Annotated in this window: 15 protein-coding genes; 14 read left to right on the top strand and 1 reads right to left on the bottom strand. The window is 62.3% G+C overall.

Annotated elements, in window-relative coordinates; translation table 11 throughout:
• The first annotated feature begins 37 nt into the window (after positions 1-37).
• A complete protein-coding gene (locus tag H0485_RS07520) occupies positions 38-730 on the top strand; it encodes an HAD family hydrolase (protein ID WP_226934747.1) in 693 nt (230 codons plus the stop codon).
• A gap of 14 nt (positions 731-744) precedes the next feature.
• Here the strand turns inward: H0485_RS07520 and H0485_RS07515 are convergent, their stop codons facing one another.
• The gene (locus H0485_RS07515) at positions 745-1,101 is read right to left on the bottom strand and encodes a hypothetical protein (protein WP_226934746.1); all 357 of its coding nucleotides are present in this window, start codon (positions 1,099-1,101) and stop codon (positions 745-747) included.
• A 259-nt stretch (positions 1,102-1,360) separates the two neighbouring features.
• On the opposite strand from H0485_RS07515, the gene H0485_RS07510 reads away from it, so the two are divergent.
• The 13 genes from H0485_RS07510 (at position 1,361) to nuoG (ending at position 12,232) form a co-directional block, all read left to right on the top strand.
• The gene (locus tag H0485_RS07510; RefSeq protein WP_226934745.1) at positions 1,361-2,608 is read left to right on the top strand and encodes a DegT/DnrJ/EryC1/StrS family aminotransferase; all 1,248 of its coding nucleotides are present in this window, start codon (positions 1,361-1,363) and stop codon (positions 2,606-2,608) included.
• A gap of 657 nt (positions 2,609-3,265) precedes the next feature.
• On the top strand, positions 3,266-3,481 hold the full coding sequence (locus H0485_RS07505; RefSeq protein ID WP_226934744.1) for a hypothetical protein: 216 nt from the start codon (positions 3,266-3,268) through the stop codon (positions 3,479-3,481).
• Between the two features lie 71 nt (positions 3,482-3,552).
• Positions 3,553-3,918: an NADH-quinone oxidoreductase subunit A gene (locus H0485_RS07500; RefSeq protein WP_226934743.1), complete on the top strand. Its 366-nt coding sequence runs from the start codon at positions 3,553-3,555 to the stop codon at positions 3,916-3,918.
• Positions 3,909-4,442 carry a NuoB/complex I 20 kDa subunit family protein gene (locus H0485_RS07495; RefSeq protein ID WP_226934742.1) on the top strand — a complete coding sequence of 178 codons (534 nt, stop codon included), beginning with the start codon at positions 3,909-3,911 and terminating at the stop codon, positions 4,440-4,442. The genes H0485_RS07500 and H0485_RS07495 overlap by 10 nt, the downstream gene beginning before the upstream one ends.
• Before the next feature lie 5 nt (positions 4,443-4,447).
• Complete coding sequence (locus tag H0485_RS07490; RefSeq protein ID WP_226934741.1) at positions 4,448-5,053, top strand: NADH-quinone oxidoreductase subunit C; 606 nt, start codon at positions 4,448-4,450, stop codon at positions 5,051-5,053.
• Complete coding sequence (locus H0485_RS07485; RefSeq protein ID WP_226934740.1) at positions 5,053-6,306, top strand: NADH-quinone oxidoreductase subunit D; 1,254 nt, start codon at positions 5,053-5,055, stop codon at positions 6,304-6,306. The genes H0485_RS07490 and H0485_RS07485 overlap by 1 nt, the downstream gene beginning before the upstream one ends.
• Entirely contained in the window at positions 6,303-6,584 is a 282-nt protein-coding gene (locus tag H0485_RS07480) for a hypothetical protein (RefSeq protein WP_226934739.1), read from the top strand. The genes H0485_RS07485 and H0485_RS07480 overlap by 4 nt, the downstream gene beginning before the upstream one ends.
• Complete coding sequence (nuoE, locus tag H0485_RS07475; RefSeq protein WP_226934738.1) at positions 6,584-7,639, top strand: NADH-quinone oxidoreductase subunit NuoE; 1,056 nt, start codon at positions 6,584-6,586, stop codon at positions 7,637-7,639. The genes H0485_RS07480 and nuoE overlap by 1 nt, the downstream gene beginning before the upstream one ends.
• Before the next feature lie 22 nt (positions 7,640-7,661).
• A complete protein-coding gene (locus H0485_RS07470) occupies positions 7,662-7,886 on the top strand; it encodes a DUF5337 domain-containing protein (protein WP_226934737.1) in 225 nt (74 codons plus the stop codon).
• 10 nt (positions 7,887-7,896) lie between these two features.
• Complete coding sequence (nuoF, locus tag H0485_RS07465; protein WP_226934736.1) at positions 7,897-9,195, top strand: NADH-quinone oxidoreductase subunit NuoF; 1,299 nt, start codon at positions 7,897-7,899, stop codon at positions 9,193-9,195.
• A gap of 68 nt (positions 9,196-9,263) precedes the next feature.
• Complete coding sequence (locus H0485_RS07460) at positions 9,264-9,611, top strand: hypothetical protein (protein WP_226934735.1); 348 nt, start codon at positions 9,264-9,266, stop codon at positions 9,609-9,611.
• Between the two features lie 113 nt (positions 9,612-9,724).
• Positions 9,725-10,138: a DUF5333 domain-containing protein gene (locus H0485_RS07455; protein ID WP_226934734.1), complete on the top strand. Its 414-nt coding sequence runs from the start codon at positions 9,725-9,727 to the stop codon at positions 10,136-10,138.
• 84 nt (positions 10,139-10,222) lie between these two features.
• Positions 10,223-12,232: an NADH-quinone oxidoreductase subunit NuoG gene (nuoG, locus tag H0485_RS07450; RefSeq protein ID WP_226934733.1), complete on the top strand. Its 2,010-nt coding sequence runs from the start codon at positions 10,223-10,225 to the stop codon at positions 12,230-12,232.

Raw genomic sequence — 12,232 nt, 5'->3', positions numbered from 1 at the left:
GGGATCGGTCACAGAGGATTGCCGGATGTTGCAGAATATGACGGATATCAGAAAAGCCACCGGCGATTGCGTGGTTTTCGACCTGGACGGCACCCTGGTCGACACCAGTGCCGATCTTCTGGCGGCGGCAAATGCCTGTTTTTCGGCTATGGGCCAGGGCAGCCCTCTGACCAGCGCGGATTCGCTGACGGCGTTTCATGGCGGGCGGGCGATGTTGCGGCTGGGCTTCAGCCGGATCGGCGAGCTGGTGGATGAGCCGGGGATCGACCGCTGGTATCCCGAACTGCTGCGTCATTACCGCGAGGCGATTGCCGTTCACAGCCGCCCCTATCCCGGCACGGTTGAGGCGATCTCTGCGCTGCATGATCTGGGCTATATCACCACGGTCTGCACCAATAAGCCCGCCGCCCTGGCCGAGGCTTTGCTGCGCGAACTGGGGATCCGTGATCTCTTTGCCGCGCTGGTCGGTGCAGATACCCTGCCGACCCGTAAACCCGATGTCGCGCCCTATCGCCTCGCTGTCGAAAGCGCCGGGGGCAGGATGGCACGCTCGGTGCTGATCGGCGATACCGAGACCGACCTGCTGACCGGACGCGCCGCAGGGGTGCCGGTGGCGCTGGTCACTTTTGGCCCCGAGGGCGAGGGCATCGCCCGGCTGCAGCCCGAGGCACTGCTGGCGCGCTATGAGGATCTGCCCGATCTGGCAACCCGCCTGCTGGCCCGGAGCTGAGCCCGGGCAGGCGGTCAGAGAAAGGTCTTCTGGCACCAGGGCGCGGTTTTGTCGAATTCGCTCAGCAGCTCGGGCAGGGTCTTGCGGCTGAGCAGTTTTTCGAAGCGCTGGCCCATGGCCTGAACCTTCTGCTCATCGCTGCCCGGCACATAGGTCAGCATCACCAGGGCGGCTTTCTGGGCGTAGTTATAATCGCGCACCGGCAGATAGCCTGCCTCATGCAGCTCTTCCGAGGCGATAAACAGCAAGGCGGCGCAATGCAGCGCCTGGGCGGCGCGGCCCTCGATCACCAGATCGGCGCGGGCCGGCAGAGCAAAGCCGAAAGCCAGCGAGGCTGAGGCTATGGCGGCGGCAAGAAGCGGGAAACGCATGGGAGGGGCCTTTCGGTCTGGAGCGAGCTGCCCCTGTTCTGCCGGGAAGCGGGCCGCAGGGCCAATGAATAAAGCTGTCATCTTGCCGGCGCGCCTGGTCTCGCCAGTCTGTGGGCCGGGCGCTTCTGTCATGTTACTCTGTTCATTGCGGCAATCCTGGGGCATGTCAGGCAGAGCGCTGCCGGGGCGCATCTGGCTGACCCTGAGGCGGGCGGCAGAGCGGGCAGGCGGGCGGACAGAAACTGTGAAGGACAGGGTTTTGGAAGATCTGCGATCCGGAGTGACATTCACCGGCAATTTCACCCAGCAGGAGCCGATCCCGGAGGCAGGGATTGCAGCGGCTCTTGAGGTGCTACGTCACGGGCGGCTGCACCGCTATAATACCGTGCCGGGGGAGGCGGGCGAGGCCTGTCTGCTGGAAGAGGAATTCGCCGCCTTCACTGGGGCGCGCTATTGTCTGGCGGTGGCCTCGGGTGGCTATGCCATGGGCTGTGCTTTGCGCGCAGCCGGGCTGGAGCCGGGCGAGGCGGTGCTGACCAATGCCTTCACCCTTGCCCCGGTGCCCGGCGCGATTGCGGCGGCGGGCGGGCGGCCGGTCTTTGTCGAGATTACCGATGATCTGGTGCTGGATTTTGCCGATCTGGCGCGCAAGGCCGCGGCCAGCGGGGCAAAGCTGCTGCTGCTGTCGCATATGCGCGGCCATGTCTGCGATATGCCGGCGCTGATCAGGCTCTGCGATCAGCTGGGGGTGAGGGTGATCGAGGATTGCGCCCATACGATGGGGGCAGAATGGGAGGGGGTGCCCTCAGGACGGCACGGTCTGATCGGCTGCTATTCCACCCAGACCTATAAGCATATGAATTCGGGTGAGGGCGGGCTGCTGATCACCGATGATGCGGAAATGGCGGCACGTATGGTGCTGCTCTCAGGGTCTTATATGCTTTATACCCGCCACCGCGCCGCACCCGGGCCCGAGGCATTTGAACAGCTGAAGCTGGATGTGCCGAATGTCTCGGGGCGGATGGATAATCTGCGCGCGGCGATTCTGCGCCCTCAGGTCGCTTTGCTGCCCGCCCGCGCCGCCGCCTGGACGGCGCTTTACCGGGCGATGGAACAGGGGCTGGCGGATGTGCCCGGGCTGCGGCTGATCGGCCGCCCCGAGGCCGAGCGCCATGTCGCCTCGTCCTTCCAGTTCCTGTTGCCCGGCTGGGAAGAGGGCCGGATCACCGCTCTCATGGCGCGCTGTGTGGCGCGCGGGGTTGAGCTGAAATGGTTTGGCGCTGAGGATCCGGTCGCCTTCACCTCGCGCTATCCGCACTGGCGCTATGCCGGGGCGCAGTCCTGCCCGGCAACCGACCGCATCCTGGCGGGGCTGATGGATATGCGCCTGCCGCTGAGTTTCAGCCCCGAAGATGCGGCTCTGATCGCCCGGATCATCCGCGAAGAGGTGCTGCTGCTGGGGCAGGCGGAAGAGTTTGAGCCCGCCGCCGCGCCGGATATCGACTGACAGACCCGCTGTCGCGCCCCCGATTATCTGCCAGGGCGCGGCAGGTTTTTTTGGATTTACCGCTGACAGCGGCTCATTCCGCCCGGCGCAGCACTGCTGTGCGGGATCGACGCGGTGCAGGGGCAGGCTGCAGTGGTGTATGGGGGGCGGATCAAGATAAGCCTCTGATACCGTGGTGAATTTTCGTGGGACTGGCCTGGCTTTCCTGGTATTTGACCAGGTCTGGCGGAAGGCCATAAGACTCAGATCTGCCATGGCCCGGAACTGCTGTTCGGCCCGCATCATGACTGCGCAGAGCGTCTGGCTGGGCAGTGAAGGCGGGCGCAGGGCGTCAGCGCTGCCCTGGCCGATCCGAAGACCTCAGGGAGAGGGCTGGAAGCGCGCCCGGAGAGCAGCGGCGCAGGGGTGAGGGCAGGCCAGAGGCAGGGCAGAGCAATCGCGCCCAGGGCGTCGGTACAGCCAGGCAGGGCATTTAAATTCCTTTCAGACAGCCAGGCGGCAGAGCAGGGCTTGGGGACGGCTGGCGCCGGGCCCTGCGCCCGCTCCCGGATGCGCTGCCGCACCAGTACCGCGCTGCCGCGAAAGCCCGGTCCGGGGGGCATGCGCCCGGGCGGGTTTTTGTCTGCAATCCGTTCCTGCGCGCAAGATAATTTCTGAGTGTTTTTCAAGGTTATGGCGACAGATTGCCGCGCGGCGATTCTTTCCGGATTTATTTCCGGCCATGCCATGCTGCGTTTGCATAAAGCCGGGCGGGGCTTTGCCCTTTGTTTCGGGCAGATAGCGGTAATTGCACTGAAAATGCCAAAAAAACCGGCGGGCAGAACGGCTAAAACCAGAGTGCGATTGGTTGACCCCGCCAAGGGGCAGGGGTAAAGCCTTGCCAGAGTGCAACGGGGTTTCATAATGGGCCCCGGGCTCGCTGACGCCAGCTGAAGGAGCATCTCGTGGACCCGTATTTCCGAGAGTATCTTCCGATTGTCATTCTGCTTCTGATCGCGGTGGGGCTTGGCCTCGTCCTGATCCTTGCGGCAGCAGTGATTGCGATCCGGAACCCTGATCCGGAGAAGGTCTCCGCCTATGAATGCGGTTTCAACGCCTTTGACGATGCGCGGATGAAATTTGACGTGCGGTTCTACCTCGTGTCGATCCTGTTCATCATCTTCGATCTTGAGGTTGCCTTCCTCTTCCCCTGGGCCGTGACGTTCAGCGAAATCTCGATGACCGCTTTCTGGTCGATGATGGTCTTCCTTGGTGTTCTGACCATCGGCTTCGCCTATGAATGGAAGAAGGGAGCTCTCGAATGGGAGTGATGACCGGAGCCAATACGGTCGGTCTGGACCGTGACGGCGATGTTGCCGCCTTTTCGCGCGATCTGCAGGATAAGGGCTTTCTGCTGACCTCGACCGAGGATGTCATCAACTGGGCGCGGATCGGCTCGCTGCACTGGATGACCTTTGGTCTGGCCTGCTGCGCGGTCGAGATGATCCAGATGTCGATGCCGCATTATGACGTTGAGCGCTTTGGCATGGCGCCGCGCGCCTCGCCGCGCCAGTCGGACCTGATGATCGTTGCCGGCACGCTGACCAATAAAATGGCCCCGGCGCTGCGCAAGGTCTATGACCAGATGCCCGAGCCGCGCTATGTGGTCTCGATGGGCTCCTGCGCCAATGGCGGTGGCTATTACCATTATTCCTATTCGGTGGTGCGCGGCTGTGACCGTGTGGTTCCGGTCGATGTCTATGTGCCGGGCTGCCCGCCCACGGCTGAGGCATTGCTCTATGGCCTGCTGCAGCTGCAGCGCAAAATCCGCCGCACCGGCACCCTGGTGAGGTAAGAAATATGACCGAAGCACTCCAGGAACTGGCTGCCACCATCACCCTGAAACAGGCTGATCTGGTGCTGTCGAGCGCCATCGCTTTTGATGAGCTGACCCTCACCACCAATGCGGCCCATCTTGCGGCGCTGGTAGAATATCTGCGCGATGATGCGACCTGCCAGTTTTCGACCCTGATCGATATCACCGCCGTTGATTACCCCGAGCGTCCGGCCCGGTTTGAAGTGGTTTACCACTTCCTGTCGATGTACCGGAACCAGCGCATCCGCCTGAAGCTGGCTCTGCGTGAAGATGAGATGGTGCCCTCGCTGGTGCCGCTCTTCCCGGCCGCCAACTGGTTCGAGCGTGAGGTCTTTGACATGTTCGGGATCCTGTTCTCGAACCATCCCGACCTGCGCCGCATCCTGACCGATTACGGCTTCCGCGGCCATCCGCTGCGCAAGGACTTCCCGACCACGGGCTATGTCGAGCTGCGCTATGATGAAGTGCAGAAGCGCGTGGTCTATGAGCCGGTGAAGCTGGTGCAGGAATACCGCCAGTTTGATTTCATGTCCCCCTGGGAAGGTGCTGAATATATCCTTCCGGGCGATCAGAAAGCGGAGGCGAAGTGATGGACGGCTCGCAAACCGAAGATATGCGCCGCAACCATTACGATGATGGCTCGATGGATATCGAGACATCCGAGCAGCGCATCCGTAACTTCAACATCAACTTCGGTCCGCAACACCCTGCAGCCCATGGCGTTCTTCGTCTGGTGCTTGAGCTGGACGGCGAGATTGTTGAACGCGCTGACCCGCATATCGGCCTGCTGCACCGTGGCACCGAGAAGCTGATGGAAAGCCGCACCTATCTGCAGAACCTGCCCTATTTCGACCGCCTCGATTACGTGGCGCCGATGAATCAGGAACATGCCTGGTGCCTGGCGATTGAAAAACTGACCGGCACTGTGGTGCCGCGCCGTGGCCAGCTGATCCGGGTTCTGTTCTCGGAAATCGGCCGGATCCTGAACCATCTGATGAACGTCACCACCGGCGCGCTTGATATTGGTGCGCTGACGCCGCCGCTCTGGGGCTTTACCGCCCGCGAGGAACTGATGCAGTTCTATGAGCGTGCCTGTGGTGCCCGTCTGCACGCCGCCTATTTCCGCCCCGGTGGCGTCCATCAGGACCTGCCGCCGAAGCTGATCGATGATATCGAGGCCTGGTGCGAGACCTTCCCGCAGCTGATCGATGATATCGATACGCTGATCACCGAAAACCGGATCTTCAAGCAGCGCACCGTCGATATTGCCGTGGTGTCGCAGCAGGATGCTCTGGCCTGGGGCTTCTCGGGGGTGATGGTGCGGGCCTCGGGCATGGCCTGGGATCTGCGTCGCGCGCAGCCCTATGAATGCTATGACGAATTCACCTTCCAGGTGCCGGTTGGCAAAAACGGCGACTGCTATGACCGCTATCTCTGCCGCATGGCCGAAATGCGGGAATCGGTGAAAATCATCCAGCAGGCGATTGTGAAACTGCGCGAGCCGGCCGGTCAGACCGATGTTCTGGCACGCGGCAAGCTGACGCCGCCGAAGCGTGGTGACATGAAAACCTCGATGGAGGCGCTCATCCACCATTTCAAACTCTATACCGAAGGCTTCCACGTCCCGGCGGGCGAGGTCTATGCCGCGGTTGAGGCCCCCAAGGGCGAGTTTGGCGTCTATCTGGTGGCAGATGGCAGCAATAAACCCTACCGCGCCAAGATCCGCGCGCCGGGTTATGCCCATCTGCAGGCCATGGACTACCTCGGCAAAGGCCATCAGCTGGCCGATGTCTCGGCGATCATCGCGACGATGGATATCGTCTTCGGTGAGGTGGACAGATGAAGCGCCTCGCTTCTGTTCCGGGGCTGATGGCACTGGTGCTTCCGGCGCTGGCTTTCGCTGCTCCGCCGGAGGGGACTGACTGGAATGCGCTTCTGATCGAAACGATCGAAGCCAATGATTGTGTGATGACTGAGGCTGATGCCGACGACATCCTGCCGGGCCTTGGGTTTGAGAAAGACTGGATTGCCACCGTCGTTTTCGAGCTGATGGAAGCCGGGCAGGCTGAGTTTCGTGACGGCGATGGCGCTCTGATCGTCAAGACGGAGAAGTGTCAATAATGTTGCGTCGCCTTCACCCTGAGCAGCCGGCCTCCTTCGCCTTCACGCCCGCCAACCTTGACTGGGCGCGGGGCCAGATCACCAAATATCCCGAGGGCCGTCAGGCCTCGGCGGTCATTCCGCTGTTGTGGCGTGCCCAGGAGCAGGAGGGCTGGCTCTCCAAGCCGGCGCTTGAATGCGTCGCGGATATGCTGGGCATGGCCTATATCCGTGTGCTGGAAGTCGCGACCTTCTACTTTATGTTCCAGCTGCAACCGGTTGGTTCTGTTGCTAATATCCAGATCTGCGGCACCACGTCCTGCATGATCTGCGGCGCCGAGGAACTGATCGAGGTCTGCAAAGAGCTGATCTCGCCGCAGCCGCATAGCCTGTCGCAGGACGGGAAATTCTCCTGGGAAGAGGTGGAATGTATCGGCGCCTGCGCCAATGCGCCTGCGATCAATATCGGCAAGGATTATTACGAGGATCTGTCGCCCGAGAAGCTGCGCGCGCTGATCACCCGCTTCCGCGCCGGTGAGGTGCCGGTGCCTGGGCCGCAGAATGGCCGCTATGGCTCAGAGCCGGTCAGCGGGCTGACCTCGCTGCAGGAGTTTGATCAGAACCGCGCACCCTATAATGCCTCGGTGCAGCGCGCCGTGGATCTGGGCGAGACCGTCAAGCGCATCGACGGCACCGAAGTGCCGCTGAATCTGTCCTGGCTGCGCAAAGAGGATCAGCCGGTGGCGCAGGAGCAGGCGGCTCCGCTAAGCGACAGCCCGGCAGCGCCAGCAGGCGAGCAGCCCAAAGGGCTGGAAGCCGCCCGCAATGGCGAGGCCGATGATCTCAAGGAACTCGAAGGCGTCGGACCGGCGCTGGAAAAGCTGCTCAATGAGCTGGGCTTCTTCCATTTCGACCAGATCGCCGCCTGGTCTGAGGCCGAGATTGCCTGGGTTGACCAGAATCTCAAAGGCTTCAAAGGCCGTGTGACCCGTGACAAATGGGTGGCGCAGGCGAAACTGATTGCCAGCGAGGGGCTTGAGGCCTTCCGCATTAGGGCTAAGAGCAACGATTACTGACTGCAACAGGACTGACAGAACCATGAGTGCCAATAAGGGCAAACAGAAACCGGCGGATATGCGGCAGGCCCGGCTTGCCGCCTTCGTGATCGCCGGGACCATGCTCTTGTGGATCCTCGTGCAGCTGATCGGTGCCGAGATGGGCTGGCCGCCGCGCTATGTCTTTCTCGCCGATCTCGCCGCTATCGCCGCCTTTGTCTGGGCGCTGGTAGTGATCTGGCAGATCTGGCGCGCGCGCCGGGGTTAAGGAGAGCATCATGCTCAAGGATCAGGACCGCATCTTTACCAATCTCTACGGGATGCATGACCGCAGCCTGAAGGGCGCGCGGGCACGCGGCCACTGGGATGGCACGGCCGCCATCATGGAAAAGGGCCGTGACTGGATCATCGATGAGATGAAGAAATCCGGCCTGCGCGGTCGTGGCGGCGCGGGTTTCCCGACCGGGATGAAATGGTCTTTCATGCCGAAGGTCTCGGACGGGCGTCCGGCCTATCTGGTGGTCAATGCTGACGAATCCGAGCCCGCGACCTGTAAGGACCGCGAGATCATGCGCCATGATCCGCATACGCTGATCGAAGGCTGCCTGATCGCCGGTTTCGCGATGAATGCGGTTGCGGCCTATATCTATATCCGCGGCGAATATGTGCGCGAGAAAGAAGCGCTGCAGGCAGCGATTGACGAGGCCTATGATGCCGGTCTCATCGGCCGCAATGCCTCGAAATCGGGCTATGATTTCGATGTTTACCTGCATCACGGTGCCGGTGCCTATATCTGCGGCGAGGAAACCGCGCTGCTGGAAAGCCTTGAGGGCCGCAAGGGTATGCCGCGGATGAAGCCGCCGTTCCCGGCCGGTGCCGGTCTTTATGGCTGCCCGACCACGGTGAATAACGTGGAATCGATCGCGGTTGCGCCGAGCATTCTGCGCCGTGGCGGTGAATGGTTCGCAGGCTTTGGCCGCCCCAATAATGCGGGCGTGAAGCTGTTCGCGATGTCGGGCCATGTGAACACGCCCTGCGTCATCGAGGAATCGATGTCGATCCCGATGAAAGAGCTGATCGAAAAGCATGGCGGCGGTGTGCGCGGCGGCTGGAAGAACCTGAAGGCGGTGATCCCGGGCGGGGCAAGCTGCCCCATTCTGACCGCCGAGATGTGCGAAGATGCGATCATGGATTATGACGGCATGCGCGAGCTGAAAAGCTCGTTCGGCACGGCCTGTATGATCGTGATGGATCAGCAGACCGATGTGATCAAAGCGATCTGGCGTCTGTCGAAATTCTTCAAACATGAGAGCTGCGGCCAGTGCACGCCCTGCCGCGAAGGCACCGGCTGGATGATGCGCGTGATGGAGCGGATCGTGACCGGCGATGCCGAGCTCGAAGAAATCGATATGCTGTTCAACGTCACCAAACAGGTCGAGGGTCACACGATCTGCGCCCTTGGCGACGCGGCTGCCTGGCCGATCCAGGGGCTGATCCGCAATTTCCGCAATGAGATCGAGGACCGGATCAAGGCCAAGAAAACCGGCCGGATCTCGGCAGCTCTGGCGGCTGAATAATCATGCAGCTCCGCCCCTCCCTCAGCGCCTGTGCAGGATCCTGCGGCCGCCCGGCCGCCGGTCTGGTCATGGCCGCGTTTCTGGGGGCCTGCGTCGCCGGCAATGGCGGCCAGGGGGCGGGGGGCGCTGGCGCGGTGGCGGGCAGCTATCAGGCCTCGGTTAAGGGCAATGATTTCAGCGGTAAGCTGCGCCCGGGCGCGGCAGGCAAGCGGCTGACGGCTTCCGGCGCCCGCGCGGTTACTGGCCATGCGGTTCTGGTGCGCGGCGTTTCGCTTTCGCTGGGCCAGGATCGCGGATTGCTGGCCAAAGAGGGCGCGCGCGCCCTCTGTCAGCAGGCAGGCGGGCGGTTTGAAGAAACCGCGCTTGGCCAGTATCAGGCGCCATCGGCCTGGATTTTCCGGGGGGGCTGCGCATGAGGCTTCACCGCTCACAGATCACGCACGGATCCGTGCATTCCGCTCCCACTCTGCCTCAGGCAGACTGGACTGTCGGCCCCCGGCGGGCCGCAGTGCAAGAGGGAGTGAAGCTGATGAAACGCGTTAAAACCGCCCTGATCGCCGCTGTTCTGGCCCTGCCGCTGGCGGCGCCGGCCCGGGCGCTGGAACCGATCCGCCAGGATGCGCATATCAATTCGGTGCTGCTGCAGGGCTTTATCGCCGATGCGATGACCGACAATTGCCCGACGCTGAGCCCGCGCCGGATGGCGGCGCTGCATGAGCTGACCAAACTGCGCGATTATGCGCTGAAAAAAGGCTATAAAGCCGCCGAGATCCGCAGTTTTGTCGAGAGCAAAACCGAGAAAGCCCGTGGCAAGGCCGAGGCTGCGGCCTGGCTGAAAGCCAATGGCGCGGTGCCGGGCAAAGCCCAGGCCTATTGCGCGCTTGGCGAAGCTGAAATTGCAAAGAAAAGCCTGATCGGCCGTCTTCTGAGGTCCAGCAAATGACCCGGATGGCTGCAGGAATGACAGATTTTACGGGCGGCGCGACTATCCGCGTCTCTCCCGTTGTGACGGAAGGACAGGAAGCACATGTCTAACCTGCGGAAAATCAACATTGATGGCGTCGAGCTGGAACTCGACGGCTCGATGACGATCATCCAGGCAGCCGAGCTGGCCGGGATCGAAATCCCGCGTTTTTGCTATCATGAGCGGCTGTCGATTGCCGGCAACTGCCGCATGTGTCTTGTCGAAGTCGTCGGCGGCCCGCCGAAGCCTGCCGCCTCCTGTGCGATGCAGGTCAAAGACCTGCGTCCGGGCCCGAATGGCGAGGCCCCGGTGGTGAAAACCAAATCGCCGATGGTCAAGAAAGCGCGCGAAGGGGTGATGGAGTTTCTCCTGATCAACCACCCGCTCGATTGCCCGATCTGCGACCAGGGCGGCGAATGCGACCTGCAGGACCAGGCCATGGCTTACGGCGTCGATTTCTCGCGCTACCGCGAGCCGAAGCGCGCCTCGGATGAGCTCAACCTGGGTCCGCTGGTCAAAACCGCAATGACCCGCTGCATCTCCTGCACCCGCTGCGTCCGCTTTACCTCGGAAGTCGCGGGCATCACCCAGATGGGCCAGACCGGCCGGGGTGAGGACAGCGAGATCACCACCTATCTGAACCTGACGCTGGATTCGAACCTGCAGGGCAATATCATTGACCTCTGCCCGGTCGGCGCGCTGACCTCGAAACCCTATGCTTTCACCGCCCGTCCCTGGGAGCTGACCAAGACCGAAACCATCGATGTGATGGATGCGCTTGGCTCAAACATCCGGGTCGATACCAAGGGCCGCGAAGTGATGCGCATTCTGCCGCGCAACAATGACGGGGTGAATGAGGAATGGATCTCGGACAAGACCCGCTTCATCTGGGATGGTCTGCGTCGCCAGCGTCTCGACACGCCCTATATCCGTGAAAACGGCCGGCTTCGCAAAGCGGGCTGGGGCGAGGCGCTTGCCGCTGCTGCCGCCGCGATGAAGGGCAAAAAAATTGCAGGTCTGATCGGTGATCTGGCTCCGGTTGAGGCGATCTACAGCCTCAAACAGCTGGTTGAGGGCCTGGGCGGTAAGGTTGAGGCCCGCACCGATGGCGCACGTCTGCCCGCTGGCAACCGTTCGGCCTATGTCGGTACTGCCTCGATTGCGGATATCGACAGCGCGAAAACCATTCTGCTGATCGGTACCAACCCGCGTGTCGAGGCTCCGGTGCTGAACGCCCGGATCCGCAAGGCCTGGACCAATGGCGCCACCATCGGCCTGATCGGTGAAGCCGTCGATCTGACCTATGACTATAAACATATGGGCGCTGATCGTGCGGCGCTGACCGAGCTGGTCGGCAAAGTCACTGAAAAGCCCGATACGCTGGTCATCATTGGCCAGGGCGCGCTGAATGAGGCCGATGGAGCGGCTGTGCTGTCGCAGGCCATGGCCTATGTTCAGGGGGCAGGGGCAAAGCTTCTGGTTCTGCATACCGCCGCTGCCCGCGTTGGCGCGATGGATGTGAATGCGGTGACCGAAGGCGGTCTGGCGGCGGCGACCGAAGGCGCAGAGGTGATCTATAACCTCGGCGCGGATGAGGTTGAGATCGCCCCCGGTCCCTTCGTCATCTATCAGGGCAGCCATGGCGATCGTGGTGCCAACCGCGCTGACATCATCCTGCCGGGCGCGGCTTTCACCGAGGAGAACGGTCTCTTCGTCAATACCGAAGGCCGGCCGCAGTTGTCGTTCCGCGCTGGTTTCGCCCCGGGCGAGGCCAAGGAAAACTGGGCGATCCTGCGCGCGCTTTCGGCTGAACTCGGCGCAAAACTGCCCTGGGACAGCCTTGGCGGTCTGCGCGCTGCCCTGGTGGCCGCGCATCCGCATCTGGCGGCAATTGATGAGGTTGCGGTGAATGACTGGCAGCCGCTGGAGCTGAAAGCCCCGGCCAAAGCCAGTTTCCGCAATGTGATCAGAGATTTCTATCTGACCAACCCGATTGCCCGCGCCTCGGCGGTGATGGCAGAGCTTTCGGCAGGGCAGAAGGCCCGGGCGGCGCAGCCGCTTGCGGCAGAATAA

Origin of the sequence: Pseudogemmobacter faecipullorum, assembly GCF_020539525.1 — a bacterium.
Taxonomy (GTDB): Bacteria; Pseudomonadota; Alphaproteobacteria; order Rhodobacterales; family Rhodobacteraceae; genus Pseudogemmobacter; species Pseudogemmobacter faecipullorum.
This window is presented reverse-complemented; position numbering and strand designations above follow the sequence as displayed.

Bases quoted from the DNA above. Each gene is read 5' to 3' on its own strand.
- H0485_RS07490 (WP_226934741.1), top strand. From the start codon at position 4,448: ATGACCGAAGCACTCCAGGAACTGGCTGCCACCATCACCCTGAAACAG.
- H0485_RS07485 (WP_226934740.1), top strand. From the start codon at position 5,053: ATGGACGGCTCGCAAACCGAAGATATGCGCCGCAACCATTACGATGAT.
- H0485_RS07495 (WP_226934742.1), top strand. From the start codon at position 3,909: ATGGGAGTGATGACCGGAGCCAATACGGTCGGTCTGGACCGTGACGGC.
- nuoF (WP_226934736.1), top strand. From the start codon at position 7,897: ATGCTCAAGGATCAGGACCGCATCTTTACCAATCTCTACGGGATGCAT.
- nuoG (WP_226934733.1), top strand. From the start codon at position 10,223: ATGTCTAACCTGCGGAAAATCAACATTGATGGCGTCGAGCTGGAACTC.
- H0485_RS07460 (WP_226934735.1), top strand. From the start codon at position 9,264: ATGGCCGCGTTTCTGGGGGCCTGCGTCGCCGGCAATGGCGGCCAGGGG.
- nuoE (WP_226934738.1), top strand. From the start codon at position 6,584: ATGTTGCGTCGCCTTCACCCTGAGCAGCCGGCCTCCTTCGCCTTCACG.
- H0485_RS07470 (WP_226934737.1), top strand. From the start codon at position 7,662: ATGAGTGCCAATAAGGGCAAACAGAAACCGGCGGATATGCGGCAGGCC.
- H0485_RS07455 (WP_226934734.1), top strand. From the start codon at position 9,725: ATGAAACGCGTTAAAACCGCCCTGATCGCCGCTGTTCTGGCCCTGCCG.
- H0485_RS07515 (WP_226934746.1), bottom strand. From the start codon at position 1,101: ATGCGTTTCCCGCTTCTTGCCGCCGCCATAGCCTCAGCCTCGCTGGCT.
- H0485_RS07480 (WP_226934739.1), top strand. From the start codon at position 6,303: ATGAAGCGCCTCGCTTCTGTTCCGGGGCTGATGGCACTGGTGCTTCCG.
- H0485_RS07520 (WP_226934747.1), top strand. From the start codon at position 38: ATGACGGATATCAGAAAAGCCACCGGCGATTGCGTGGTTTTCGACCTG.